27 protein-coding genes are annotated in these 25848 nt (G+C 38.4%); 25 read left to right on the forward strand and 2 right to left on the reverse strand.

Translation table 11 applies throughout. From position 1 onward, the window contains the following. The first annotated feature begins 5 nt into the window (after nucleotides 1-5). The 9 genes from VJH67_01615 to VJH67_01655 are packed head-to-tail and all read left to right on the forward strand — an operon-like array spanning nucleotide 6 to nucleotide 4715. Entirely contained in the window at nucleotides 6-647 is a 642-nt protein-coding gene (locus tag VJH67_01615; GenBank protein ID HEY4515867.1) for a PAS domain-containing protein, read from the forward strand. A 2-nt stretch (nucleotides 648-649) separates the two neighbouring features. After that, nucleotides 650-2194 (forward strand): ATP-binding protein, encoded by a 1545-nt coding sequence (locus tag VJH67_01620; protein HEY4515868.1) that lies wholly within the window; start codon nucleotides 650-652, stop codon nucleotides 2192-2194. Between the two features lie 29 nt (nucleotides 2195-2223). After that, complete coding sequence (locus VJH67_01625; GenBank protein HEY4515869.1) at nucleotides 2224-2658, forward strand: response regulator; 435 nt, start codon at nucleotides 2224-2226, stop codon at nucleotides 2656-2658. Nucleotides 2659-2668: 10 nt separating this feature from the next. After that, nucleotides 2669-3142, forward strand: a complete 474-nt coding sequence (locus VJH67_01630) for a DoxX family protein (protein HEY4515870.1) — start codon at nucleotides 2669-2671, stop codon at nucleotides 3140-3142. Nucleotides 3143-3146: 4 nt separating this feature from the next. Continuing rightward, nucleotides 3147-3539, forward strand: coding sequence for a cupin domain-containing protein (locus VJH67_01635; protein ID HEY4515871.1), 393 nt, complete (start codon nucleotides 3147-3149; stop codon nucleotides 3537-3539). 20 nt (nucleotides 3540-3559) lie between these two features. Then, entirely contained in the window at nucleotides 3560-3697 is a 138-nt protein-coding gene (locus VJH67_01640; GenBank protein HEY4515872.1) for a hypothetical protein, read from the forward strand. 57 nt (nucleotides 3698-3754) lie between these two features. Next, a complete protein-coding gene (locus tag VJH67_01645; GenBank protein ID HEY4515873.1) occupies nucleotides 3755-3892 on the forward strand; it encodes a hypothetical protein in 138 nt (45 codons plus the stop codon). A gap of 8 nt (nucleotides 3893-3900) precedes the next feature. Then, the gene (locus tag VJH67_01650; protein HEY4515874.1) at nucleotides 3901-4131 is read left to right on the forward strand and encodes a DUF167 domain-containing protein; all 231 of its coding nucleotides are present in this window, start codon (nucleotides 3901-3903) and stop codon (nucleotides 4129-4131) included. A 20-nt stretch (nucleotides 4132-4151) separates the two neighbouring features. Beyond that, a complete protein-coding gene (locus VJH67_01655) occupies nucleotides 4152-4715 on the forward strand; it encodes a DNA translocase FtsK (protein HEY4515875.1) in 564 nt (187 codons plus the stop codon). Nucleotides 4716-4731: 16 nt separating this feature from the next. Here VJH67_01655 and VJH67_01660 read toward each other — a convergent pair whose 3' ends face one another. Then, entirely contained in the window at nucleotides 4732-5190 is a 459-nt protein-coding gene (locus tag VJH67_01660) for a hypothetical protein (GenBank protein HEY4515876.1), read from the reverse strand. A gap of 151 nt (nucleotides 5191-5341) precedes the next feature. On the opposite strand from VJH67_01660, the gene VJH67_01665 reads away from it, so the two are divergent. From VJH67_01665 to VJH67_01710, 10 genes are all read left to right on the forward strand, one after another. Next, nucleotides 5342-7564, forward strand: a complete 2223-nt coding sequence (locus tag VJH67_01665; protein HEY4515877.1) for a site-specific DNA-methyltransferase — start codon at nucleotides 5342-5344, stop codon at nucleotides 7562-7564. Nucleotides 7565-7572: 8 nt separating this feature from the next. Continuing rightward, nucleotides 7573-10254 (forward strand): DEAD/DEAH box helicase family protein, encoded by a 2682-nt coding sequence (locus VJH67_01670; GenBank protein HEY4515878.1) that lies wholly within the window; start codon nucleotides 7573-7575, stop codon nucleotides 10252-10254. Between the two features lie 19 nt (nucleotides 10255-10273). Then, nucleotides 10274-12523, forward strand: a complete 2250-nt coding sequence (locus VJH67_01675; GenBank protein HEY4515879.1) for an AAA family ATPase — start codon at nucleotides 10274-10276, stop codon at nucleotides 12521-12523. A 3-nt stretch (nucleotides 12524-12526) separates the two neighbouring features. Further along, nucleotides 12527-12889 carry a hypothetical protein gene (locus VJH67_01680; GenBank protein ID HEY4515880.1) on the forward strand — a complete coding sequence of 121 codons (363 nt, stop codon included), beginning with the start codon at nucleotides 12527-12529 and terminating at the stop codon, nucleotides 12887-12889. A 4-nt stretch (nucleotides 12890-12893) separates the two neighbouring features. Then, the gene (locus VJH67_01685) at nucleotides 12894-13079 is read left to right on the forward strand and encodes a hypothetical protein (protein HEY4515881.1); all 186 of its coding nucleotides are present in this window, start codon (nucleotides 12894-12896) and stop codon (nucleotides 13077-13079) included. Beyond that, entirely contained in the window at nucleotides 13076-13249 is a 174-nt protein-coding gene (locus VJH67_01690; GenBank protein ID HEY4515882.1) for a hypothetical protein, read from the forward strand. The genes VJH67_01685 and VJH67_01690 overlap by 4 nt, the downstream gene beginning before the upstream one ends. 169 nt (nucleotides 13250-13418) lie before the next feature. After that, the gene (locus VJH67_01695) at nucleotides 13419-13631 is read left to right on the forward strand and encodes a hypothetical protein (GenBank protein HEY4515883.1); all 213 of its coding nucleotides are present in this window, start codon (nucleotides 13419-13421) and stop codon (nucleotides 13629-13631) included. Nucleotides 13632-13808: 177 nt separating this feature from the next. After that, nucleotides 13809-14078: a hypothetical protein gene (locus VJH67_01700; protein ID HEY4515884.1), complete on the forward strand. Its 270-nt coding sequence runs from the start codon at nucleotides 13809-13811 to the stop codon at nucleotides 14076-14078. Between the two features lie 11 nt (nucleotides 14079-14089). Continuing rightward, complete coding sequence (locus VJH67_01705; protein ID HEY4515885.1) at nucleotides 14090-15820, forward strand: recombinase family protein; 1731 nt, start codon at nucleotides 14090-14092, stop codon at nucleotides 15818-15820. After that, complete coding sequence (locus tag VJH67_01710) at nucleotides 15753-16598, forward strand: DUF933 domain-containing protein (GenBank protein ID HEY4515886.1); 846 nt, start codon at nucleotides 15753-15755, stop codon at nucleotides 16596-16598. The genes VJH67_01705 and VJH67_01710 overlap by 68 nt, the downstream gene beginning before the upstream one ends. A 53-nt stretch (nucleotides 16599-16651) precedes the next feature. On the opposite strand, the gene VJH67_01715 is transcribed toward VJH67_01710, so the two are convergent. After that, nucleotides 16652-16972: a hypothetical protein gene (locus tag VJH67_01715; GenBank protein HEY4515887.1), complete on the reverse strand. Its 321-nt coding sequence runs from the start codon at nucleotides 16970-16972 to the stop codon at nucleotides 16652-16654. Between the two features lie 71 nt (nucleotides 16973-17043). Here VJH67_01715 and VJH67_01720 point away from each other — a divergent pair, with 71 nt between their 5' ends. From VJH67_01720 to mltG, 6 genes are all read left to right on the forward strand, one after another. After that, the gene (locus VJH67_01720) at nucleotides 17044-17949 is read left to right on the forward strand and encodes a DUF5671 domain-containing protein (GenBank protein HEY4515888.1); all 906 of its coding nucleotides are present in this window, start codon (nucleotides 17044-17046) and stop codon (nucleotides 17947-17949) included. Nucleotides 17950-18028: 79 nt separating this feature from the next. Then, nucleotides 18029-18388 carry a DUF559 domain-containing protein gene (locus VJH67_01725; GenBank protein ID HEY4515889.1) on the forward strand — a complete coding sequence of 120 codons (360 nt, stop codon included), beginning with the start codon at nucleotides 18029-18031 and terminating at the stop codon, nucleotides 18386-18388. 88 nt (nucleotides 18389-18476) lie between these two features. Continuing rightward, entirely contained in the window at nucleotides 18477-21995 is a 3519-nt protein-coding gene (gene leuS, locus VJH67_01730; protein ID HEY4515890.1) for a leucine--tRNA ligase, read from the forward strand. A gap of 92 nt (nucleotides 21996-22087) precedes the next feature. Continuing rightward, a complete protein-coding gene (locus tag VJH67_01735) occupies nucleotides 22088-23137 on the forward strand; it encodes a sigma factor-like helix-turn-helix DNA-binding protein (protein HEY4515891.1) in 1050 nt (349 codons plus the stop codon). Between the two features lie 19 nt (nucleotides 23138-23156). Beyond that, nucleotides 23157-24383, forward strand: a complete 1227-nt coding sequence (locus VJH67_01740) for a hypothetical protein (GenBank protein HEY4515892.1) — start codon at nucleotides 23157-23159, stop codon at nucleotides 24381-24383. A 5-nt stretch (nucleotides 24384-24388) separates the two neighbouring features. Further along, nucleotides 24389-25498 carry an endolytic transglycosylase MltG gene (gene mltG, locus VJH67_01745; protein ID HEY4515893.1) on the forward strand — a complete coding sequence of 370 codons (1110 nt, stop codon included), beginning with the start codon at nucleotides 24389-24391 and terminating at the stop codon, nucleotides 25496-25498. The last annotated feature ends 350 nt before the right edge of the window (nucleotides 25499-25848 follow it).

A 25848-nucleotide genomic window follows, 5' to 3' on the forward strand; every position in this document is an offset into this window, starting at 1 on the left:
AAAAAATGGAAAACAAAAAAGTTAAACAAGATGAGCTAGAAGAATCAAAAAAGCTTGCTCTGCATTATATGGAAACTCTGGCAGAGGTTGCCAGAGAATCTTTCTTAATTCTTGATGCCGATCTTCGGGTAATTTCGGTGAACGAGGTTTTTTACAAAAATTTTCAAGTTACACCAAGGCAAACGGAAAATATTCTTCTTTATAACTTAGGAAATGGCCAGTGGAATATTCCTGAGCTGAAGAAATTACTAGAGGAAATTTTGCCAAAGAAAAAAGTTGTGAAAGATTATGAGGTCACGCATGATTTTGAAACAATCGGCAAGAAAACAATAATGCTCAATGCCAGACAGATAGATTCGGTACAATTGATAATATTAGCCTTGGAAGATATTACAGAGAGAAAGAATCTTGAGAAAAAATTGGCCGAATATAATAAAGGACTCGAGGTTAAATTGGCCGAAGGGACAAAAGAGCTGGCAGGCAGGATTAAAGAATTAGAAGAATCTAACAAAACCATGGTGAACAGAGAATTAAAAATGGTTGAACTTAAAAAAGAGATCGTGAACTTGAAAAAACAGGTTAAAAACGGTGACAGTAAGAATGGAAACGGGAAAAATCACAATGGCAATCACAAAAACACCCGATAAAAATGACATCTCAACCTCCCGAGATTTTTTATAAGTCAATATTTGAAAACATGACTGACGGTTTGGCTTACTGTCAAATGGTTTTTGATGTGCAGAAAAACCCAGTTGATTGGATTTACATCAAGGTTAACAAAAATTTTGAAAAGCTGACGGGATTGAAAAACGCCGAGGGGAAGAAAGTCTCAAAACTCATTCCGAGCATTGGTGCTTCTAATCCGGAATTGTTTGAGATTTACGGCCGAGTCTCTTTGACTGGGAAACCGGAAAGATTTGAGACGTATGTCGCACCTCTCTCAAGATGGTTTTTAATTTCCGTTTTTAGCCCTCAAAAAAATTCATTTGTAGCTTTATTTCAAAATATCACCGATCGAAAACAAATAGAGAAAAATTTGGAAGACGCCAAAATAGCCGCCAGAAATGTTCTTGACGATTTGGGTGTTGAAAAAGACAAAGTTGAAATAGTAAAAGCGAAAGAAGGAGCGCTTCTTGCAAGTATTGGAGATGGCGTTATTGCGATTGACACCGAAGGGAAAATAATACTTATAAATCAATCGGCCAAAAAGGCGCTCGGTTTACATGCTGAAGATATGATAGGTAGAGTGTTCTACGATTCAGTTATAATTGAAGATGAAAAAGGGAATGTGATACCATACGAGAAACGGCTAATCTATCTTGCGCTTGTCGGTACTACTACTACTACTACTACTACGGGTTCGAGCTACCAGTATGTACGCAAAGATAAAACTAAATTCCCTGTTGCAATGGTAACAACCCCTATTATTCTTAACCAAAAGATAATCGGCGCTGTTGAAGTTTTTCGTGATATCACCAAAGAAAAAGATATTGATAAAGCCAAAACGGAATTCGTCTCGCTGGCCAGCCACCAACTTCGGACGCCCTTGACCACCATTAGCTGGTACACCGAAATGATTTTAAAGGGTGATGTTGGCAATGTTATGCCCGACCAAAAGAAATATCTTGAAGAAGTCTATAAGGGCAACCAACGGATGATTGATCTGGTCAATACTCTTTTGGATGTTTCTCGGATTGAACTCGGAACACTTAAGATCGAACCAGAACAAACTGATATAGTTGCGCTTGCTAGGGGTGTCTTAGATGAATTGAAACTAAAAATTGAACAGAAAAAACTTAATTTTATGGAGAATTTTAGTAAAGATGTCCCCACATTCTTGGCTGATCCAAAGCTTCTTCGCATGGTTTTCCAAAATCTCTTAACTAATGCTCTGGAGTATACACCGGAAGGCGGGAAAATTGAGTTTTCTATTTCCCTTAATGATAAAGGAATTTGCATACAAATAACGGACACGGGCTATGGCATACCTAAAAGTCAGCAAAGTCAAATATTCACTAAGCTTTTTCGAGCTGATAATGTCAGAGACAAAGATACCGATGGAACGGGTTTAGGTCTATACATTGTCAAGTCAATTGTTGAAAATTCTGGAGGAAAAATATGGTTTGAATCAGAAGAAAATAAAGGCACGAGTTTTTATGTGACACTTCCTTTGGATGGGGTGAAAAAGAAATAGATTATAACTAATATGATACAATAATTATTATGATAAATGAATCAGAAGATAACTTCTCAATAAACTTGGGGCAAGACAAAAAAGTGCTTGTAATTGAAGAAATCGAAGATGATGCCTCACTTCGAAATGTGCTTCACGACAAACTTAACCTTGAAGGTTTTAGAGTTCTTGATGCGCAAAATGGCGCAAGTGGGTTGGCGATTGCTTTGCGAGAACACCCTGACCTAATTTTACTAGACATCAAAATGCCTGACATGGATGGTATAACAATGATGAAAAAATTGAGGGAGACAAACGAATGGGGTAAGAATGTCCCGATTATACTCTTGACGAATCTTAGTCCGGACGACGAGAAAATTAACCAAGCTATTGCAGATAATGAACCAGCTTACTATTTAGTAAAAGCTGATCTAAAGATCGGCGACTTGGTTGAAAAAATCAAAGATCGTCTTTCTAGGAAATAATAAAAACTCTATGCCAAAATCTCAAAAAGTATCGGTGATCCTGCTTCGAATAACAATGGGTTGGATGTTTCTATACGCTGGCTGGAGTCATGTGATAGATCCTAATTTCTCAGCAGCCGGATATCTAGCCGGAGCCAAAACATTTGTCGGCTTCTATCACTATCTTGCCAGTCCCAACATTCTACCCATAGTTAACTTTGTAAACGAGTGGGGACTTACACTTCTCGGCGTCTCTCTTATTTTAGGAATTAGTGTTCGTCTTTCTGGTAAATTAGGAGCTCTACTTATGATCCTATACTGGCTTCCTCTAGGCATCTTGCATCCAGATGCCCATTCTCTGATTGTAGACGACCATATCATTTATGCAGCTGCTTTATTGGTTCTTTCTTCCATAAGCGCAGGCCGTATCTGGGGACTCGAAAATTGGTGTTCTAATCTCCCGCTCTGTTCAAAGTATCCAAAGTTACGCAGATTATTCGGATAAATATATGAAAGGTTATACCGCAAACATAGAAAAACTCTCTCTGGAGAATGATAACTTCAGAAAGGTCCTTTATACCGATAAAAATAGCCAGCTTGTCCTCATGTCACTCTTACCAGGAGAAGAAATCGGCGAAGAGGTGCATGATGTCGATCAATTCCTAAGAGTGGAGAAAGGCGTGGGGAAAACAATTCTTTCTGACATCTCGCACGATATTGGTGACGGTAATGTGATTATTGTTCCTGCCGGCACCAAACATAATGTCATTAATACCGGGGCTGACTCAATGAAGCTCTACACTCTTTACATGCCACCTCATCATCGAGATCAAGTAGTCCACAAAACAAAAACTGAAGCAGAAGCCGATACTGAACATTTTGACGGAGTAACGACAGAGTAATTGTGCTATTATTTAAATATATGATGTACGGATATAATTACGGAGGCATGATGAACGGAGGAGCATACAATGGTTTATGTGTTATCACTTGGTTAGTGGTAATGATAGACCTAGTTCTTGCTGGCATCTGGCTCTGGAAACAAATCAAAAAGCAGTAACATTTTGCTTTCTGTGGAACCTAATTTCAAGTCATAGTTGACATCAATTTTTTATTTATGAAAAAAGGCAAAACAAAACTTTCAAAAGACGAGTTCAAGAGAAATCTCCATCTCACTACTCCACCCAGAATGGAAGGTGTGGTTAAAAACAAAATGATGAATCCGATAAGAAAGAAAAAGAAGTTAAAATCCTAAATTAATAATTGGCTGATAAAATTATAAAAGTGAAAGTTATTGCCGGGGCAAAGACTGAAAAGATTGAAGAGGTTCTGCCTGGGTGTTTCAAAATTAGAGTGAGTGAACCACCGGAGAAGGGTAAGGCGAACACGAGAGTACTAGAACTTGTAGCAGAATATTTCAAAGTTTCGAAATCGAAAGTATTTTTAGTGAGTGGAAATACTTATAGAGAGAAAACTATTATGATTGATATGTAGATTTTTGCTATAATGGTCCCATGAACCCAGATGAGCTTAAATTAAAGGTAGAGGAACTTACAGAAACTATCAAAACCTTGAGTGATAGGCAGAATTCGCAATATACAGACATAATGTTGGAGTTGAAAGAGATAAGCGAACATGTTGGCAGTAGACTAAAAGTTAATGGAGGGGCATGGGAGGAGATATATGACGAAGCTAAGGATACTGTAATTAGAGCAGGTAAAGCTTCCACCTCTTTCCTACAAAGAAAAATGCGTATTGGTTATGCCAAAGCAGCTGAACTTATGGATAAACTGGAAATAGAGAAAGTGATAGGTCCTGGGGAAGGAGCAACGCCTCGCAAAGTATTAATAAAATCAGAAGATCATTTCCCAAATTTTAATCCAGAAGACGAGGATGATTTATATGCAAAAGCAAAACAAGCAACGATAGAGCTGGGTAGTGTATCTGTCGATATGCTCCAAAGAAAATTTGCTATAGGCTATGCTCGATCTGCTAGACTTATTGATATACTAGAAGATGACAATGTTGTTGAAGATGGCGATATGGAAGAGCCTAGGAAGGTGCTAGTGAAGGAGTAAATATCGCCTAAATATTTTATCTTTTCGCCTCTATTTGCGCTTTAGAAAGAAATTTTGGTTTCCAACCTTTTGGGTCAAAGTAGTTTATTACAGCTATTATTAGAAGTCTGGACATCTCGACTGCTTCAATTTTAATTCTGCCAGTAAAATATGCCTTCTCAACCTCCTTTATTTTCTTTGCCTGATTCTTTTTAAATTCGTAGACAATTTCTGTACCCCTCTGACCATTTTCGTAAGTAAATCCTGAATTTTTTCTGTATACTTTACCAAAATAAATTCCTTCTCTTATTAATACAGCAATTAAACCTAAATCTTCATCAAAGGCATCTTTTACATATTCCGCATCAGGAAAGTTTATAGTGCACTTATTCTTTTCTACTTCTACAAGGCTACATTCATCTGTCCATACAGGATTGCCAGATGTTGCCTTTTTCTTTCCTTTTGTCTTTATTTTGACCACTTTTGCTTTTTTCATAATCTTATTCTTAAATCTACCAATAATAGTCAGAATCTACGCTTATTTGGCTACATTGTCCATAAGCTAGAGCTTAAGCAAAAACACTGGAAAAATGGCCTAATTTGTGGAATAATGGGGTTTCTTAATATGAAATAAATTATTAAATGATATGGCGCTTCAAGATAATGAAAAACGGGATATTCTCAAATATATTGAATCCGGGAAGCCCTTGCCGGACAAATATCGGTTTCTCCTATTTGAAGACAAACAGGAAGTAGAGCTTGTATGGAATGGCAAAACTGATGAAGTAACTAATACAGTCCTTCCTTTCCAAATCATTGAACAAGTTGATGAACCTAGAAGCGATAAAGAAACAAAACTGCAAACAAGCCTTTTTGATGACAGAGGAAGACAGATTACAGATTGGACGAATAAGCTAATCTGGGGAGATAACAAACTAATTCTCTCTAGTTTGAAGAATGGTCCAATGCGTCAAGAGATCGAGAAGCAAGGAGGCATAAAACTTATCTATATAGACCCTCCATTTGATGTAGGCGCTGATTTTTCTATGAATATAGAGATTGGTGATGAAGAATTTACCAAAAGACCAAATGTACTTGAGGAATTGGCTTATCGAGATACGTGGGGCAAAGGCGCTGATAGTTTTATTGCAATGATCTATGAACGACTTTGTTTAATGCGGGATTTGCTTGCTGAAGACGGAAGTATTTATGTGCACTGTGATTGGAGAGTGAACAGTTATATGCGATTAATACTCGATGAGATATTTGGCAAAAAGAATTATATTAATGAAATAACGTGGAAAAGGAGTGATTCGCATAATGACGGTAATAGACTCGGAATGGTAGATGATAGAATTTTGCATTATCAAAAAAATGAAAATAGAACTAATAATAGGCAATACCAAGAATACTCAGAGGAATATATAAACGATTTTTATAATAAAAAAGATCCTGACGGTAGAGTATATAGGCTTGATCATTTTACAAAACCTAAGGGGAGTAGGGGTTATTTCTACAACTATAAAACTGCTATTCCTCCACCAAATGGTTGGAGATGTCCAATTGAAACGATGAAAAAATATGATGAGGGTGGCCTACTCATATTTATGGGAAATAAAGTTTATAAAAAAAGGTATCTGGATGAACAACCTGGAAATCCAATTAATACAATTTGGGATGACATTACCGGTCAATTAGGATCACAAAGTCAGGATTATCCAACACAAAAACCCGAAGCTCTTATTGAAAGAATAATTAATGCTTCCTCAAACGAAGGTGATATTGTAGCAGATTTTTTTATTGGATCTGGTACTACACTTGCAGTATCTGAAAAACTTGGACGAAAATGGATTGGTAGCGATCTCGGTAAATTCTCTATACATACCACTCGTAAGCGTATGATCGGAGTACAGAGACAATTAAAAGAAGAAAATAAGAATTATCGTGCTTTTGAAATACTTAACCTCGGTAAATATGAGAGACAACACTATGTAGGTATCAATCCTAATCTACGAGAAGAGGAAAAGGCGCAACAGATAGCTCAAAAAGAAAGAGATTTTGTAGCTTTAATTCTATCTGCATATAAAGCAGAAGCGTTTGATGGGTTTAAGACATTCCATGGAAAGAAAAATTCTAGGCTTATAGCTATTGGCCCAATTAATCTTCCTGTATCAAGGTTATTCGTTGATGCAGTTATTAAAGAAGCAGTTGAAAAGCAGATCACCAAGATTGATGTTCTAGGCTTCGAGTTTGAAATGGGTCTATTCCCTAATATTCAAGAGGAAGCACAGAGTAAAGGTATTGATCTTGGACTTAAGTATATTCCACGAGATGTTTTCGATAAAAGAGCTATAGAGAAGAATCAAATAGTTTTTCATGATGTCTCATATATCGAAGTAAAACCTATAGTGAAGAAAGGGTCAGTGGCTATAGAGCTTACAGATTTCTCCGTATTTTATAACCAAGATTCTCTGAAAGAGGTCGAAGAAAATCTAAAAGCCGGGGGAAAGAAACTCATTATCGACAACGGACAGATCATTAAGATTACTAAAGACAAAGAAAACGTCTTATCACGAGAGGTCCTAACTAAGAAATGGACAGATTGGATTGACTATTGGGCTGTAGACTTCAACTTTGAAAGCAAGAAAGAGATTATCCAAAAGACAAATGAGGAAGGAAAGGTAGAAGAAGTCTGGACTGGAGATTATGTATTTGAAAATGAATGGCAGGATTTTCGTACTAAAAAGAAACGAGATTTAATACTCACTACACCACCTATGGAAGTTGTCCCGGGTAAAAGAAAAATCGCAATCAAGGTCGTGGATATTTTCGGCAATGATACGATGAAAATTATTGATATTACCGTTTAATAAATACCATGGCTCTTCACCCTAAATTCCCCAAATCACCATACGAAATACTAGACCCAGCTATTAGGTGGTTTCCGGCTGACGAAAGTCTTAGAGATAAGAAAATGGGTGAACTATTGCCGCCTTTAGTTGTAGAGATTCGCAAGAAAGTAAGAGATTGGCGTTTATCTGGTTATGAAGGAGCAAGTGAGACAAGTAAAGCGCTGCTGAAATGGTGGTTCTTAACCGATCACCCAATAACAGCAGCTACAGGAGAGACAATTCTTTTTAAGTATTATTTTGCACAGCGTGAAGCAGTAGAGACAATCATTTGGCTTTACGAAGTAATAAAAGCTAGAGATAAGTATGAGCTCATTCGTTTCGATGTCTCTGGGGCTGTATCTCCTGCTATGTTTGATGAGACTTGGACCAGATACATTATTAAAATGGCAACAGGCGCTGGAAAGACTAAAGTTTTAAGTCTTATTCTGGCATGGAGCTACTTCCACAAAACATATGAAAGTGATTCTCAATTGGCTCGTAATTTCCTTGTAGTTACTCCGAACATCATTGTGCTTGATCGTATCCGCACAGACTTTGATAGTCTTAAAATATTCTTTGAAGATCCTATTCTCCCTGACAATGGATATATGGGACAAAATTGGAGGGATGATTTTCAGCTGACACTTCATATCCAAGACGAAATAGGAACGATCAGAAAAACAGGAAATATTTTTCTTACAAATATTCATCGTGTTTACGAAGGAGCTACCGAAGCATCTAGTTTTGAAGATGCAGATACTACTGATTATTTTCTTGGCACAAAACCCACAGGAGCAACAAACGATTCCAAATTAGATCTTGGAGACATTGTCCGCAATGTAGATGAGCTCGTAGTATTAAATGACGAAGCGCATCATATTCACGATCCTCGTTTGGCATGGTTCAAAGCTATTGAAGATATGCATAATCGCCTCAAGATGAAAGGCAGCCAACTTTCACTACAGATTGACGTTACAGCTACCCCGAAGCATACAAATGGCTCTATATTCGTCCAAACAGTGAGTGATTACCCACTTGTCGAAGCTATTCATCAAAATGTGGTCAAACATCCTGTATTACCAGACCCAGCCAGTCGTGCCAAATTGCAGGAGCATACGAGCTCTAACTTTACAGAGAAATATAAAGACTACATTCACTTAGGTTATTTGGAGTGGAAAAAAGTCTATGATGAGCATATAAAACTCAATAAAAAATCTGTTTTGTTCGTTATGACAGACGATACTATAAACTGTGATGATGTTGCTGAATATTTAGAGAATACATACTCAGATTTGAGAGGTGCGGTCCTAGTTATCCATACCAAAGACAATGGAGAAATCTCAGAGAGCGTAAGTGGTAAAAAAGAAGAAGAATTAAAGAAACTTCGACATGATGCCAATACCATTGATCGCCTCGACAGCCCATATAAGGTAATCGTATCCGTACTGATGCTCAAAGAAGGTTGGGATGTAAGAAACGTGACTACGATTGTTGGTCTTCGAGCCTACAGCTCAAAGAGTAATATTCTACCAGAACAAACACTTGGTCGTGGACTTCGCCGCATGTATCGTGACCCAGATTTAGCAGAACTTGTCAGTGTTGTTGGGACAGATGCTTTTATGGACTTCGTGGAATCTATTAAGAGTGAGGGTGTTGAGCTTGAACACCGAAAAATGGGTGAAGGTTCTGGTCCTAAAGCACCTCTAGTTGTAGAGATTGATAGAGAGAATATGAAAAAGGATATTGAGAATCTAGATATAGAAATCCCTATCCTTACTCCTCGCATATACCGAGAATATAAAAATCTTTCCAATCTTGAAGTCAAAGATTTTAAACACACGAAAATCTCTATCAAAGAATTTAGCGAAGAAGAAAAAAGAGAGATCGTCTTTAGAGATATCACAAGTGGCGATATAACTCACAAGACAGAGTTAGACAGCAACTTTATTCCAAACTATCAGAGTGTTATTGGATATTTTACCCAAGTTGTCATGAAAGATCTTCGTCTGGTAAGTGGCTACGATATCCTCTATGCCAAGGTAAAAGAGTTTATTCAAAACTATCTTTTTGAGAAGCCAATTGAACTTGAGGATCTAAACTCTCTCCGTAATCTCTCTGAAATCGAAGCGTCAAGAACTATACAAGAAACATTCAAGAAAAGTATAAATGAATTGACCGTATTAGATAAAGGCGAAGCTGAAATACGAGACTACATTAAGGTCAGCAAGAGCCGTCCTTTCGTAGTGAAAGACCAAGGCTACATCGTTCCTAAGAAGAGTGTGTTCAGTAAAATTGTGGGAGACAGTCACTTTGAGCTACAGTTTGCCAACTTCCTAGAAGGATGCGAGGACATTGTGTCGTATGTAAAGAATTATTTTGCGGTCAATTTTAGAATTGATTATAAGAATGCTACAGGAGATATTTCCAACTATTACCCAGACTTTATAATCAAAGTTTCGCCTAAAGAATATTACATTGTGGAGACAAAAGGTCGTGAGGACTTGGACGATATAGAAAAGATTAAGCGCCTAGAGCAGTGGTGTGAAGACGTAAACGCCAATCAAAAAAATGCCAAATATCAGATGCTTTACATCAAGCAGGAAGATTGGGAGGCGCTGGAGCAGAAGCCACGAGGTTTCCGTGAAGTGGTGCAGGGGTGGGTTAAGTGATCTAACTTGATAAACCACCATGAGATCTCTTCAGAGCATAAAGGTAATAAAGGAATGTCCATCATTTGTTAATTTTCGTCCAGCAGCCGATCTACCAGCATTTACTAAATATAATCTTATATATGGATGGAATGGTTCTGGAAAAACAACATTCTCAAGAGTTTTGAGAGCTTTTGAGCTTGAGATTAATCCATATGATGACCCAACCAATCCACCAGAATTTGAATTCAAATTAAGTAATAGTTCCTCTATCAGCAACAAAGATCTTTCTGCTTTCAAAGAGATAAGAGTATTTAATAAGGATTTTGTTGAAGATAGCGTGTTTTGTCATGGCGGTCCAAAGCCGATATTTTTTCTTGGGAAAGAAAATAAAGAGGATAAGGAGAAAATAATAAAGACTGAAGAAGAATTAGCGCCTCTTGTTAAGGATGTGGAATTGAAACGATCACTTTTAATTAAAACAAAAGAACATCGTGATAAATCTTTATCCAATACAGCTAAAGAAATAAAAAATGTTCTGACAACTGCTAGATCAGATAAATATAGGAATTACGAGAAAGATAATTTAGAAAAAGCTATTAGGGATAATGAAGAAAAGTTAAAAGACCCAGATGCTCTTAAACTTGACGAAGAAAGGGTTGTAGCTCTAAAGAAATCAATTTCACAAGTTAGTGGTAAAGAGCTTGCGGCCATAACAATTCCAAATTTAGATTTATCAGAGTTAGAGAATGAGGTAAAAGATATTCTTGCAAAGGCTATCACATCAAAAGTTATTGAGTCTTTAAAATCTGATACAGATATTAGCAAATGGGTCGAACACGGATTAGGTATTCATAAAAATAAGAAACTAAAAAATTGTGCGTTCTGTGATCAAGAAATTCCATCTGCAAGACTCGATGCTTTAGAAAGCCATTTCAATGAAGAGTACCAGAAGACTATAGAAACAATTCAGCTTCTAAAGAAAAAGAGTAATGGACTTGAACCAATACTATCTTTTCCAGACTCCTCAAATTTATACGAGGATCTTGTACCTGACTTCTTACTGGAAAAAGAAGCAGCGGAAAGAACTATAAAGGAATTCAACACAAGACTAGCAGATATTGTTATTGCTTTGGAACAAAAGGAGAAAAATCTTTTTACCCAGCCCACTTTAAAAGAATGGCAACCTGTTAATGCCACTTCGTTCTCTAAAATAAATTCAATAATAGCGAAAAACAATGAAAAGACTGCTAATTTTGAAGAGAAAACTAGCATGGATAAAGAGACCTTGGAGTTTCATTTTATTGCAGAATTTATTCCTACCCATAACTCTACTGAGGCAGAATACGCAACTTTACAAAATGAACACAAAACTTGTGATAAAAGTGTAAAAATGAAAGAAGCGGAAATAAAAGGTCTAAAAGAAAGTCTGATCAATCATCATGTTCCTGCTAAAGAAATTAATGAAGGTCTGGAGAAATTTCTGGGACGTGCGGACATTCAACTCAAAGCCACTGACGCAAAAGATGGGTATCAGATTACTCGTAATGGAATTGTTGCAAAGAATTTAAGCGAGGGTGAAAAAACAGCACTTGGGATTGTTTACTTTATTACAAAAATAAAAGAAGATGGCTTTAACCTTAGTGATAGTGTTATTGTGATTGACGATCCCGTCTCTAGCCTTGATTCTAGTGCAATTTTCCAAGCTTTCAGTTTCTTAAAAGAATCAATTAAGGATGCAGGCCAAATCTTTATACTGACGCATCATTTTGATTTTTTTAGACAAGTTAAGAATTGGTTTTCTTATTGCAAGAAAGGTGACAGAGAATTTTTCATGGTGGTGTGTAGAGAAGATGGTGGCATCAGAAAGTCGCAAATAATACCCATAGATAGGCTACTTATTGATTACGAATCTGAGTACCACTTCCTTTTTAGTGTTTTATATAACTTTTCTGATAAGAAACAGGCTGATTTAGAAAAATTGTATCCCTTGCCAAATATTGCTCGCAAATTTCTTGAGAGCTTTTTGGCATTTCGAGTTCCAATTCTTAAGACAAGAGAACCTAATATCTTTAATCGTTTAAAGGAAATAGATTTTGACGAAACAAAGAAGACAAGAATTAACCGTTTTGTAGAGACCCATTCTCATCCAAGATACGAAAGTGGAGTGCAGGATTTTGATATGACCCTTCTCTCTGAAACCCCATCAGTAATCTCCGATATACTTGAGATGGTCAAAGTGGAAGATGAAAAACATTATAATTTCTTAGTACAAAGTTTAACACCATAAAATATGTCCGAATATCACAATGCACAAAGAATAAGAGGAATGTATGATCCGAAATCGGAAGAGCCTTTTAAGCTATCTAGGTCCAAAATTGACCTCTTTTTGCAATGTCCCCGCTGCTTTTATTATGATCGTAAGCTTGGAGTTGGCAGGCCACCAGGATTCCCATTTGCACTTAATTCAGCTGTGGACCATCTTTTGAAGAAAGAGTTTGATGTCCACCGAGCCAATAACACTAAGCACCCTCTTATTGAAAAGTATGATATTGATGCTCAACCAGTTGCCCATGAGGATTTGGACAAGTGGCGTCATAACTTCACTGGAGTTCAAGGAACTGATGAGGAAAAAAGTTGGGGAAGAAAAGTATAGCAAAATGACCGAACAAGAACTTTTGGCTAGTGCAACAGCTTTAGTCACCATGATGAAAGCAATATATAAACCTATAACTAGAACAGATTATGAGAAATACACCAAGATAGTCATGGAAATGAGACTGGCCAGAGGACTATCAATTTCTGATTTACAAAATAAAATTCCAAGAGTAGTATCTCAAGAATGAGAAAGGAAGAACCTAAACCACAAATATTTTCTGACGAGACCATAGAAAGCTTGAGAGAATACGGCGAAGCCCTTCGTGATATACATAACCGGCTTGTAAAGGAAGGTAAGGTTAAAGTTGTAGATGGCAAGATCATATTTCTAGGTGAGCCGGAAAACCCTATTTTATAAGGGTATTTTGCTATTTTATAATATCTACACTGTAAATTAGGTGTCTTTTGGTGCTGTGTTAAAATGTAGACAAAATATGAATATGTATATGGAAAAATCTCTAGCTTATGCTCTCGTAGACTAGAAATAGTAGCTCTCTGAAGAATTATTAGTTCTAACAATAGAATAAATGGAAGATAACCCGGAGAAGGGCTCTTTAGTCGAAACTAAAGAGAAAAAACCTAGGAAGCGTCATAAGTTTAGAGATACAGTTTTAGTCCGTGTTGATAGAGGTATAAAAGAGGAAGTCAAAGAGCTTTCTAAGAAAACTCACGAGACCATGTCTAAGATAGTGGATTGGGCCTTAAAAGAGCATCTTGAATCAATGAGACCTTTGGATTAAAAGCCAAGATTTATAGGGAGATAGTTTGTTAACAAAATATTTGTACAAGGTTCGTCTTAACAGCATTTTACTCTCAACAACCATTTCTTCGTGTTTCTATTTTTCATATCGCCTAGATCCTCCTAAATAGGCTAGGAGCACTAAGAAAAGAGTATGGGGAGTAACTAAAACAACATTATGGAAAAAACAGATCAAAACTATATGGAAGGGTTAGGTCCGCCGGTATTATCCGTCTCTGTGTTCGATACCATGGACATGAAAGACCGGGTAACTTTTGACTCTGAGTTGGTCCAGGGAATCCAAATTACATACTGGCCAGATGATCTAGAGTATGTCGAAGAAAAGGTAAATAGCATTTTCGATATCTTTTTTGAGGAGGTTCTCAAAAATAGAAACAAAGGTGCGGCTCAAAACGATCCTATCCCTCAACAAGAATTATTATTATAATAACAAACAATATGAATGAGGATGCACAAAAAGAAGAAAAGTTGGTTGCTGTGTACGCAAGGGTCTCCACCTCAAATCAGGAAGATCAGCAGACAATTGAGGCGCAGCTTTCTGAAGTAAATGAATTTGCTAAGAAAAACAATTTTAAAATTGTTCGAGAATATAAAGACGAAGGATGGAGTGGTGATATTCTTGCTCGGCCAGAATTAGATCAGCTCCGGCATGATGCAAGAAATAAGATTTGGGAAGCAGTACTTATATACGACCCAGACAGGCTCGGTCGCAGACTTCTATATCAACAAATCGTCATTGATGAATTGAAGCAGAAGGGAATTGATATCTTATTTGTAACAATGCCTCCTATAAAAAATGAGACGGATGAACTTATGTTTGGTATACGAGGCCTATTTGCTCAATATGAGAAAGCAAAAATAACTGAGAGATTTCGTATTGGGAAAGTTAATCGGGTCAAAAATGGACATGTTCTGACTACTGAAGCTCCGTACGGGTATACCTACATTTGGAATAAAGGTAAGCGTGGAAATGCGGATTATGTTGCCGGACATTATATAGTCAATGAGTATGAAGCTAAAATCATAAAGGATGTATTCACTTGGGTGGGGGATGAGAAGTTAACTCTTCGAGCTGTTGTTAAGAGACTCCAGAAGCTTGGTATACAGCCTCGCAAAAGTAAAAGAGGAGTATGGAACACAAGCACACTAAGCACATTGTTAAAGCACGAGGTGTTTATCGGGACTACATATTGGGGCGCATCGTATGCCGTCATTCCAGAGAGGCCTTATAAAACGGAAGGATACAAAAAAGTAAAGAAAACTAGTAGAAAAATGAGGCCAAAAACCCAATGGTATCCTATAAAAGTTCCAGCCATTATAGATAAAGATTTATTTGATCGTGTGGGGTGGCAGTTGAGAAAGAATTTTGAGACATTGGGCAGGAATAAAGTAAATGAGTATCTGTTAGCAGGTAGAATTTATTGTCTTTGTGGAGCAAGGAGGGCAGGGGAAGGTGTGCAGAGAGGTAAACATCTATATTATCGTTGTGAGAATCGAGTCCATACATTCCCGCTACCTCCTACTTGTGCTGAACCCGGAATTAACGCCAAGATTGCTGACGTTCTTTTGTGGAAGAATATTGAAGAACTCTTTAAATCTCCTGAGTTATTAAGCAAACAAATTGAACGATTCCGAAAAAACCGCCCAAATCGTATGCCTCATGGATCAACAATTGACATAAACAGCACGAAGAAAGAAATTACAAGATTACAAGTACAGGAGGATCGTTTCGCCAGCGCATATTCAAAAGAAATTATTTCTCTGGAAAAGTTTGAAGAATACGTTGCTCCGGTACGAGAGAAGATTCGCATGTTTGAAAACCAAATAGCGAAAGCCCGTCTGGAAGAAAATCCTCCCGAGGAAACTAAACTGCCAAATGAAAACGAGGTGGAAGCGTTTGCTAAAGAGTCAGTCCAATTTATTCAGAACTTGAATTTTCAAGCAAAACAAGACATCATTAGACGCACTGTAGATAAAGTAATGGGCAATGGCAAAGAATTGCAAGTCTATGGGACTATCAGATTAAGTCAAATTTATGTCGTCTTCTACCCTGAGTATAGCAGTGGCTCGAACTCAATTGGACAGACAATAACAAATTCAAATGTCGTCTTCAGCACTAAGTATAGGAATCGTCGGTTTGCCGAATGTGGGGAAGTCCACATTGTTTAACGCGCTTACGAAGAAAAGTGTGCCGGCTGAGAATTATCCTTTTTGCACAATTGACCCGAGTGTGGGAATAGTACCTGTACCTGACGAGAGGCTTGATAAATTAGCTGAAATATCAGCATCGGCTAAAAAAATTCCAGCGATTGTCGAGTTTACTGACATCGCCGGGCTAGTAAAAGGAGCGGCGGAAGGGGAGGGCCTAGGCAACAAATTTCTTTCGCATATTCGTGAGGTAGATGCTATAGCAGAAGTAGTGAGAATTTTTGAAGATAAAGATATTTTACACGTGGCCGGTAAAGTCGACCCGCTTTTTGATATTGAAATTATAAATTTGGAACTAGAGAAGGCTAATTTACACAAACCTATTTTGTATGTTTTGAATACTTCGGAAGCTGCGGAAAATAGGAAGGAAATTATAGAAAAACTGCCTACTTCATCGGATGGGAAGCCTGCGCAATATGTAGAAGTAGATCCTATTTTCGGCACTGGACTCGATAATTTGATCAAGAAAAGCTATGAACTTCTAGATTTGATCACTTTTTTTACTACGGGCAAAGATGAGACAAGGGGTTGGACGACAAAAAGGGATTCGACTGCGCCTGAAGCTGGAAGAGTCATCCATACTGATTTTAGAGATAAATTTATAAGAGCTGAAGTAGTAGCTTACGACAAGCTTATTGAAGCTGGTTCTTTTGCCGCCGCTCGTGAGAAAGGTTGGGTCAGAACAGAAGGTAAAGAGTATATTGTGCAAGATGGGGACGTGATCGAATTTTTGATATAAAAACTACACGTCAGGCCGCCGAAACGACCTGACGTGGTTTTTTCGAAAGGAATTCAAGCCGAAACCGTGTGGGCAGTCGCCGGCGCAATCCGACTATACACGTGCATCAGGTCTTGAGAGAGATCACATCGGTCGACGGCGACAGCTCCGGATTGGGTAAGCTCTCTCAAAAACAGGACGAAAGCACAGTTCGCTTGACCTAGAGCGAGTAGGGCGTTGTAGCGCCGCACGTTGCCAGGAGTAAGCTGGCCACAGATCGTCAACGACTGTTTTGCGTCGGTATATTCCACCGACTGGTGTCCGCCACGATCAAGCAGGGTAAACATTTGCCTGACCGTTGAAATGATTTCTTCTTCTGTTCTTTCTCGAAACAAAGCAGCACCTCCTCAACAAAACTAGCACAAATATGCTACAATGTAAGTTCTTATCCACATAAAAATACATTATGACTACAGCAAAAGATTTCTTTTTACATCTAGGTTCGATGGTCGGTTTGTATGCTATCGCTATAAGTTTAACCAATCTACTTTTCAAAATAATTAATGAAGCCTATCCAGCGATAGAAACCTATAATTACTACTATTCAGGATCACTCATAAGTCTACAGGTAGCCATCCTTATAATAGTTTTTCCTATTTTTATTTTACTTAATTGGTTACTTGAGAAATCCTATACTCTCGACCCGATGAAAAAGCAGGCAGGCATCAAGAAGTGGCTGACATATATCACTCTTTTTGTCGGTGGAATAATCCTAGTAGGGGATTTGGTAACAGTGCTTTATAAATTCTTAGATGGGCAAGATTTGACTCTGGCCTTTATTCTTAAAGCAGTCGTGGTCCTGATAGTGGCCGGAGGAGTTTTCGGATTCTATTTACAAGAAATCCGAGAGAGGCTAATTTCCGGTAAAAAAGTTTGGGCAATCGTGAGCGCAGTTTTAGTTTTGGCTTCCATCATTTTAGGCTTTGCCATTATGGGTTCACCACAGACACAGAGACTCGTGAGATACGACAGTCAAAAAGTATCTGACCTCCAAAATATCCAGTGGCAAGTATTAAATTATTGGCAGAGAATAGGCACAATGCCTCAAAACCTATCTCAAATGGCTGACCCTATTTCAGGATTTATAATTCCTGTCGATCCTCAAGGTTCTGGGTATGAATACGAGTATCAGCTCATAAAAGGTAACGAGTTTAAATTGTGCGCCACTTTCAACCTCGACTCAAAAGAAAATAGCCTCATAAGCAAACCATACACTCCAGTGCAAGAAAATTGGACTCATAGCGTAGGTAAAACTTGTTTCGAAAGAACGATTGATCCAAATTTGTATCCAGTAGCAAAACCAGTAAGATAATTCACTCCTTCAGCCCCTCGCAAAGCCTCGGGACTGCTTCCTCTTAGTAAGAGGAAGCAATACGTACCACAACTATAGTATGGAGAGAGTTTATAATTTAAAAAATCTTCTTAATAACCGACGAGAACTTAGGAAGAACCAAACCCCTCAAGAGCAAATTCTTTGGTGGTATCTAAGAAATGACCAACTGGGCTACAGATTCAGGCGTCAGTTTAGTGTTGGAGGATATATTTTAGATTTCTATTGTCCTAAAAAGAAATTAGGAATAGAAGTCGACGGAGCAATTCATAATAAAAAAGAAGTTAGGGAATACGATAAAATTAGAAATGTTTTCTTTGCCAATATGGGGTTTCTCGTTTTGAGGTTCTCTAATGATCAAATTGAGAAGTCTATTAAAGATGTTTTAGATACAATAAAGCAGAATTTGAGATCGAAGTGAGATTTCCTCCCTCTTACTAAGAGGGAGGTGCCTGTAAGGCGGAGGGGGTGATTTAAAATCAGTTTTGTTGTATATTTTTAATACTTAAATGAAATCTTACGACCACAAGAAAATAGAAAGTAAGTGGCAGAAATTTTGGGCTAAAAAGGGAGTTTACAAGACAGAAATTAAATCTAAGAAAACTAAATACTACATTCTGGACATGTTCCCTTATCCTTCTGGTGAAGGGCTACATGTGGGTCATCCTAAAGGTTATATAGCGACGGATATAATGGCCAGGAAGAGAAGGATGCGCGGCTTCAATGTACTGCATCCGATGGGCTTTGACGCATTCGGTCTACCTGCTGAGAATTACGCTATTAAAACTAAGACTAATCCGGAAATTGCAGTCAAGAAAAATGTCGCGCGCTATAAGAAGCAGCTTGAACTTCTGGGGCTCGATTATGATTGGTCGCGAGAGGTGAATACAACTGATCCTAAATTTTATAAATGGACACAATGGATTTTTCTTAAGTTATTGGAGAAAGATCTTGCTTATGAGAGTAATGAGCCCGTCAACTGGTGTCCCCAAGACAAGACTGTCCTTGCTAATGAAGATGTGGAGGATGGCAAATGTGAGCGTTGTGGCACTCCGGTGGAGAAAAAGCCTATGCGCCAGTGGGTTTTAAAAATAACCGATTACGCCGATCGGTTGCTCCAAGATCTTGATCAGACTGATTATGAGGTACCTAAACTCATCGATAAAGTAAATCCGCACCAGCCTGGCAAGCCTGTTATAAAACGAAGCGTTGCCCATGCAATTGTGTATGATCCTAAAAATAAAAAATATTTAATTATCCGAAATAAAAAATTTGGTTGGGATACTGTTATTATCGGCGGTATTGAAGATGGCGAATCCGTGGAAGAAACAGCGCGTCGGGAAGTGAGAGAAGAAACAGGATATGTTGATTTGGAATTTAAACGTATTCTGGGAGGACCGACTGAAGCTCACTACTACACTGTACACAAAGGCCAGAATCGCATAGCCATAGCTCAAGCGGTGTATTTTGAACTAAGAAGCGACAAACGGGTCCCCATTGTGACGGATTCGTTAACTCAAGGAGAAGTCGATCATAATGAAGTTCTATGGATCGATGAAAAGGATTTCGTACCAGGCAAAATGATCAATTCCGAACTCCCGATTTGGCTCGATCGGCTTGGGGTCGAAGTCTATTATGATAAAAGAAATCCTACGGTGCCATGTTTTAAGGATGTTGGCAGTGTTTCTGCATATCGTGAAGGTTTACCAGATGCTGAGCGTAATGGTGTCGTGGTTTTCGTCAAACATTGGAAGGAAGATAAATTTATCACTTTACAATGGAAGAAAGTTGCGTGGCGAACTTTTGTTACTGGAGGTATCGAAGATGGACAAACTGCGGATGAGGCGGCTCTTCAAGAAGTTCGTGAAGAAACAGGATATCAGAATTTCAAATTTATACGTAATCTTGGAAATTATGATGCTACTTTTTACCATCCGCCAAAAGGAGTAAATCGTTATGGTCACTATCAAGCAATGTATATCGAACTGAAGGATGGCAAAAGAAAGAAATTAACTAATGAAGAAGACTCAAATCATGATGTTATTTGGGTCGAAAGAGATAGAGTAACTGAGTTTGTTACCACCATTGCTCAAAAACATGCCTGGGATACTTTGTTTCTTGGAAAGAAGAGCCATTTCATTGAACTTGCCAAACCACTTCTAGATTGGCCGGAATCGATCAAAGAAAGTCAGCGGAACTGGATTGGGCGCTCGGAAGGAGCTGAGATTGAATTTAAAATCAAGAATCAAGAATCAAGAATCAAAGTATTCACTACTAGAGCTGACACACTTTTTGGAGTGACATATATAGTGTTGGCACCAGAGCATAAAATAATTCAATCATGGAAAGATGGAAAGATTGAAAATTGGAAGGAAGTGCAAAAATATATTGAAAAAATTAAAAACAAAAAAGAAATCGAGAGGACTGACGCTACGAAAGAAAAAACTGGTGTTGAGCTTAAGGGGATCAAAGCAATAAATCCAGCAAACAATGAAGAAATACCAGTTTGGATCGCCGATTACGTTTTGGCTGATTATGGTACTGGTGCTGTAATGGCTGTCCCAGCGCACGATGAGCGCGACTTTGTTTTTGCAAAAAAATATAAACTTAAAATTAAAACAGTAATCTATAACTCTGGTAGCGTTGCTGGATATTGTAATGAAGAAACTGAATCTTGGAATATTCAAGAATATAAAGATGAGTGGAATATACAATATGCAAATGATGGTAAGCTCTCAGGCTCTAGAGAATTCGATGGAATGAAAAGCGATGAGGCTCGTAAAAAAATTACTGAGAAATTTGGTAAGAAAATTGTGAAATACAAACTTCGCGATTGGGTTTTTTCGAGGCAGAGATATTGGGGGGAGCCGATACCTGTGTTGAAAGATGCAGAAGGCAAAGTGATACCTCTGAAAGAAGAAGATTTGCCACTCAAATTACCCAAAGTGAAAAGTTATGAGCCGACTGGAACGGGTGAGTCACCTTTGGCTGATATTAAAAAATGGGTAGAAGTCCCCATGAAAATTGGAAATTCTAAATTGAAAATTCTCAGAAGAGAAACTAATACCATGCCGCAATGGGCAGGTTCGAGTTGGTATTACCTGCGCTATATGGATCCGGATAATAGTAAAAAATTGGTGGATCCGAGTATGGAAAAATATTGGAACCAAGTTGACTACTATGTAGGCGGAGCAGAGCATGCCACTAGGCACCTCATCTACGCTCGTTTTTGGCATAAGTTTCTATTTGATATTGGGGTAGTCTCTACCAGAGAACCATTCAAGAAATTGCAATCTGTGGGACTGATCATGGGGGAGGATGGTAGGAAAATGAGCAAAAGGTTCGGCAATGTCATCAATCCGGACAATATAGTAGCGACTTGGGGCGCTGATTCTTTGCGTCTGTATGAGATGTTCATGGGCCCATTTGCAGACGCCATATCTTGGAATACGGACAATATGATAGGAGTGCGTAGATTTTTGGAAAGAGTGTGGAAGTTGCAAGATAAAATTGAAAGAAGGAAAGAAGAAAAAAAGGAAAGACTTTTAAATCCTAAATTAGAAACTTTGGTGCACAAAACAATTAAGAAAGTTGCTGAAGATATAGAGAGTATGTCTTTCAACACCGCTATTTCCAGTATGATGATTCTAGTGAATGAGATGGAATCCGCCTCCTCCAAAGGATACGGCGTGACGAGGGAAGATTATGAGATTTTGCTCAAACTCTTAGCGCCTTTTGCTCCGCATATTACAGAGGAAATTTGGCACAGCTTGGGACATAAAAAATCAGTGCATTTGGAAAAGTGGCCAGAATTTGACCCGAAGAAAATTATGGAAACAGAAGTAAAGATTGCCGTACAAATAAATGGGAAAGTAAGAGGGGTAGTGGTAATAAGACCAGAAGCAGGGGAGAAGGAAGTGAGGGAAATAGCCTTGGCTATGCCAGAAATAGCTAAGTGGCTAGAAGGAAAAGAGGTCAAAAAGGTCATATTTGTAGAGAACAAAGTGCTGAATTTAGTAGTAGCTTGACGGAGTTCTACCTATATGATACAAATAGGAGTACTGAATGTTGTATAATAATGTGGTATAATTACCAAGACTAAACTAGCAGTAAAAATAGCATGAAAACAAGCTTAAAAACCAAACAAATAAGCATCGATTTCAATCCTAAGCCTATTGTAAAGAGGCTTCTTTCTGCCTTGCCTTCTAGGGCTCAAGACATCATCTCCGGGCGCTTTGGCCTAAACGGGGACAAGAAGATGACTCTGGAAGCCATCGGCAAAAAATACGGCATCACTAGAGAAAGAGTACGCCAAATCGAAAACTATTCGATAGGCAATATCAGACGTTCTTCTGTATACGAAAAGGAAAAATCATATTTTGAAGAATTGAAATCAGTAATCAGGAAACTTGGAGGAATCATCTCTGAGGAGGATTTGCTCACTCACATTTCCAAAGACAAGAGCTTGCAGAACAACATCCATTTCATGCTTATCATCGGTGAAGATTTCGTAAAAGAAAAAGAAGATGAGGAATTTAAACATCGTTGGCACATCGACAAAGAGCTTGCAAGCAAAATACACGAAGGCCTTCGCAAACTTTATTCAGGATTGAAGGACGACGAAATCGTACCTGAGTCAGAGATAGTTTCTTCCTTCCTAGACCACATAAAAGATGTCTCTCAAGAATATAAAGATGAAGAAATAATCGGCCGTTGGCTCAAAATGTCTCGTGCCTTGGGTAAAAACCCTCTCGGCGAATGGGGCAAGAGTAAGTCCTCAAACATCAGCGCGCGTGGTATCAGGGATTATGCTTACCTCGTGATCCGTAGGCATGGCTCTCCTATACACTTCCGTGAAGTAGCTCGCCTTATCAGTGAAATATTCAATAAAAAAGCTCATGTGGCCACGACTCACAACGAACTTATAAAAGATGAGCGCTTCGTCCTTGTTGGTCGCGGCCTTTATGCTCTGAAAGAATGGGGATATTCTATGGGTATCGTGCGTGACGTCATCAAAGATATTTTGAAAAAGAATGGTCCACTCTCCAAAGAAAAAGTAGTAGAAAAAGTATTGAAAGAAAGGTATGTGAAAGAAAATACCATCGTAGTCAACCTTCAAAATCCTAAAAACTTTAAAAAGTTGAAGGATAACACATATACACTGGCCTAAACATGCTATTATTAATAGCATGTTTAGTGGGTTTTTAGATTTCGGAATTTTTGATAGCTTGCAAATAGCTTTTAACATCGTCTATCAAAGCGCTTTTATTTGGTTACCTATTGTTACGGGTATCGCTATTTTTAATATGTGGGTTTCGTATCGTAGGGGAGTGTATTGGGCCGGACTTGGCTCAGTACTTCTTGAAATAAAACTTCCTAAAGAAATATTCAAATCACCGGTAGCTATGGAGGTGATCATGGGAGTTTTTTCCCAAGCGGGAGGGGAACAAACTTGGATAGAAAGAATGTGGAAATGCAGTACTCGTGATTGGTTTTCCTTGGAACTTGTTTCCGAGGGAGGCAAAATACGTTTTTTCGTGTGGACGAGGCCGAAATATAAAAACGCCATAGAGTCGCAAATTTATTCCCAATACCCTGGTATAGAAATTTATGAAGTCGAGGATTACACTTTACCTGTATCATATAACAAAGAGAAAAATGTCGTTTGGGGATGCGAATGGAAATTAAAAAAAGCTGACGCATACCCCATAAAAACATACGTAGATTACGGACTAGATAAAGATCCAAAAGAGGAGTTCAAGATTGACCCTTTATCCACAATGATCGAGTTTATGGGGTCACTCACAGAGGGGCATAGAGTGTGGATACAAATAATAGTCAGGTCACACACTAAGAATAGACGTTGGGAGGTATTTTCAGAGCAGGATGATTCGTGGAAAGATAATTCCGACAAAGAAATCAAAAAAATAATAGAAAAATTTAGACCAGAAGATAAGGAAAAACAAAGTCGTCAAGCAACAGAAGGGGAAAAAGATGTGATATCAGCTTTAGAAAGAAGTTTATCAAAGACTCCTTTCGATGTCGGTATACGCAGCCTCTATATAGCAGAGAAGGATAAATTTAACGGATCAAATATAGGAGGTATGCTCGGCTCATTCAAACAATATAGTTCTCCTGCTTTGAATGGCTTTTCTCCTACTGGAGGACTGACCGGTTTCAATTATCCATGGCAAGATTTTAGAGGAAAAACTAGAGAGTTTTTAAAGAAACATGTCCTAGAAGCCTACAAATCGAGGCAAATATTTTACCCACCATATAAGGGCAAGGCGACATTTGTATTAAATAGCGAGGAGCTGGCTACCATCTTCCATTTCCCAGGACAAACAGTGACTACACCGACATTTGAGCGTATACCATCTAAGAAATCGGAAGCTCCAGCCAATTTACCTACATAATTCAAATGAATATATTTAAAAAATTAAAAACCCGCCAGAACGAATCTTTCGGGCTGATTGGAAATTATATCCAAAAACTACATTCCCTAGAAAAAGAATGGGAGAATATAGCACGTGTAAAAAAAGTGCGAGAGAAAGCAGTCGAAACACATCCTTTACTCGGTCGATACTTTTGGAGGATAGGAGAAGTACTCTTCGTATTACTTTCAGTTTGGATCCTGATGTACGGTTTCCTGTGGAAAGCTCCACGATATTTTCCAGAGCATACTATAGTAACCATAGAACAAGGAGAGCACCTGGACACCATTTCAAACACCTTCAAGCGTCAGGGAGTAGTGACCTCTTCTTTTTGGCTCAAATTTTTTGTCATGCTACAAGGAGGGGAGAGGAAAGTGATCGCGGGGGATTATTATTTTCCAAAAGAAAAAAGTGTCTTCGAAGTGTCGAATATTGTGACCAATGGTGAGTATGGCCTTTCCCCCATACGCATCGTCATCCACGAAGGCTTAAACTCTTCGGAAATGGCAGAGATACTATGGGAACAACTTCCAAAATTTAATAAAAAAGAATTTATCTCTATCGCTAAAAAATACGAAGGTTTCCTTTTTCCTGACACTTACTTTTTCATGCCAAATCAAAAGCCAGAGGACATAGCTGCACAGATGAGAGAAAATTTTGCTAGACAAATAAACGACCTGGTACCTGATATGGAAAAATTCGGTAAAAGCTTGGATGAGATAGTAACTATGGCTTCGATCGTAGAAGGAGAAGCGAGACAGATAAATACCAGGAGGGTAGTGGCCGGGATATTGTGGAAACGATTACGACTAGAAATGCCTTTGCAGGCTGATGCGACATTTAAATATTATAACGGCAAAAATAGTTTTACTTTGACAAAAGAAGATTTGGAGGATGAGGATAATCCTTACAACACTTATGCCAATAAAGGTTTGCCTCCGACACCTATCTCAAACCCAGGACTTGATTCGATACGAGCGGCCATCGCTCCGACTAATACTGATTATTTATATTTTCTCTCTGATAGTAACGGAACAATGCACTATGCTGTGGACTTCGATGGGCACAAAAGAAACCGCGAGCTTTATCTAAAATAGGAAACGGCCCCGATTGCTCGGGGCCGGTGTGCTCGTGGCACAGACTAGTAGGAGCCGCAAAATTCGCGGCGAATCTCGAGACCTGCTCGCAGGGCTGCAGTTGCCCCGATGCAGTCTTCTCGAAGATTCTGAATGAGGGTTTGCACCCTCGAAACCCCTTCACTTCCACCGGGGGCTTGAGATACTTCCTGCTTCAGTATCTCAAGATCACGAATTGCACAAGCTTTTCTCATATTGCTCTCCGTGTGGGGCTAGTTGCCCGAATTGAAATCCGAGTGTATTATAGCATAATTGAGTATGAAAAGTCAAGCAGTAAAAAATAAGGGAGGGGATAAAGGGAGGGTATTCGT

This window comes from Candidatus Paceibacterota bacterium, assembly GCA_036517255.1.
Taxonomy (GTDB): domain Bacteria; phylum Patescibacteriota; class Minisyncoccia; order Phycocordibacterales; family WO2-35-19; genus DATDXE01.

Coding starts and splice junctions, on each gene's coding strand:
- VJH67_01720 (HEY4515888.1), top strand. CDS start 17,044: ATGACTACAGCAAAAGATTTCTTTTTACATCTAGGTTCGATGGTCGGT.
- VJH67_01725 (HEY4515889.1), top strand. CDS start 18,029: ATGGAGAGAGTTTATAATTTAAAAAATCTTCTTAATAACCGACGAGAA.
- VJH67_01625 (HEY4515869.1), top strand. CDS start 2,224: ATGATAAATGAATCAGAAGATAACTTCTCAATAAACTTGGGGCAAGAC.
- mltG (HEY4515893.1), top strand. CDS start 24,389: ATGAATATATTTAAAAAATTAAAAACCCGCCAGAACGAATCTTTCGGG.
- VJH67_01675 (HEY4515879.1), top strand. CDS start 10,274: ATGAGATCTCTTCAGAGCATAAAGGTAATAAAGGAATGTCCATCATTT.
- VJH67_01700 (HEY4515884.1), top strand. CDS start 13,809: ATGGAAAAAACAGATCAAAACTATATGGAAGGGTTAGGTCCGCCGGTA.
- VJH67_01710 (HEY4515886.1), top strand. CDS start 15,753: ATGTCGTCTTCAGCACTAAGTATAGGAATCGTCGGTTTGCCGAATGTG.
- VJH67_01640 (HEY4515872.1), top strand. CDS start 3,560: ATGATGTACGGATATAATTACGGAGGCATGATGAACGGAGGAGCATAC.
- VJH67_01665 (HEY4515877.1), top strand. CDS start 5,342: ATGGCGCTTCAAGATAATGAAAAACGGGATATTCTCAAATATATTGAA.
- VJH67_01635 (HEY4515871.1), top strand. CDS start 3,147: ATGAAAGGTTATACCGCAAACATAGAAAAACTCTCTCTGGAGAATGAT.
- VJH67_01615 (HEY4515867.1), top strand. CDS start 6: ATGGAAAACAAAAAAGTTAAACAAGATGAGCTAGAAGAATCAAAAAAG.
- VJH67_01690 (HEY4515882.1), top strand. CDS start 13,076: ATGAGAAAGGAAGAACCTAAACCACAAATATTTTCTGACGAGACCATA.
- VJH67_01685 (HEY4515881.1), top strand. CDS start 12,894: ATGACCGAACAAGAACTTTTGGCTAGTGCAACAGCTTTAGTCACCATG.
- VJH67_01620 (HEY4515868.1), top strand. CDS start 650: ATGACATCTCAACCTCCCGAGATTTTTTATAAGTCAATATTTGAAAAC.
- VJH67_01630 (HEY4515870.1), top strand. CDS start 2,669: ATGCCAAAATCTCAAAAAGTATCGGTGATCCTGCTTCGAATAACAATG.
- VJH67_01680 (HEY4515880.1), top strand. CDS start 12,527: ATGTCCGAATATCACAATGCACAAAGAATAAGAGGAATGTATGATCCG.
- VJH67_01695 (HEY4515883.1), top strand. CDS start 13,419: ATGGAAGATAACCCGGAGAAGGGCTCTTTAGTCGAAACTAAAGAGAAA.
- VJH67_01705 (HEY4515885.1), top strand. CDS start 14,090: ATGAATGAGGATGCACAAAAAGAAGAAAAGTTGGTTGCTGTGTACGCA.
- VJH67_01660 (HEY4515876.1), bottom strand. CDS start 5,190: ATGAAAAAAGCAAAAGTGGTCAAAATAAAGACAAAAGGAAAGAAAAAG.
- VJH67_01670 (HEY4515878.1), top strand. CDS start 7,573: ATGGCTCTTCACCCTAAATTCCCCAAATCACCATACGAAATACTAGAC.
- VJH67_01740 (HEY4515892.1), top strand. CDS start 23,157: ATGTTTAGTGGGTTTTTAGATTTCGGAATTTTTGATAGCTTGCAAATA.
- VJH67_01645 (HEY4515873.1), top strand. CDS start 3,755: ATGAAAAAAGGCAAAACAAAACTTTCAAAAGACGAGTTCAAGAGAAAT.
- leuS (HEY4515890.1), top strand. CDS start 18,477: ATGAAATCTTACGACCACAAGAAAATAGAAAGTAAGTGGCAGAAATTT.
- VJH67_01655 (HEY4515875.1), top strand. CDS start 4,152: ATGAACCCAGATGAGCTTAAATTAAAGGTAGAGGAACTTACAGAAACT.
- VJH67_01735 (HEY4515891.1), top strand. CDS start 22,088: ATGAAAACAAGCTTAAAAACCAAACAAATAAGCATCGATTTCAATCCT.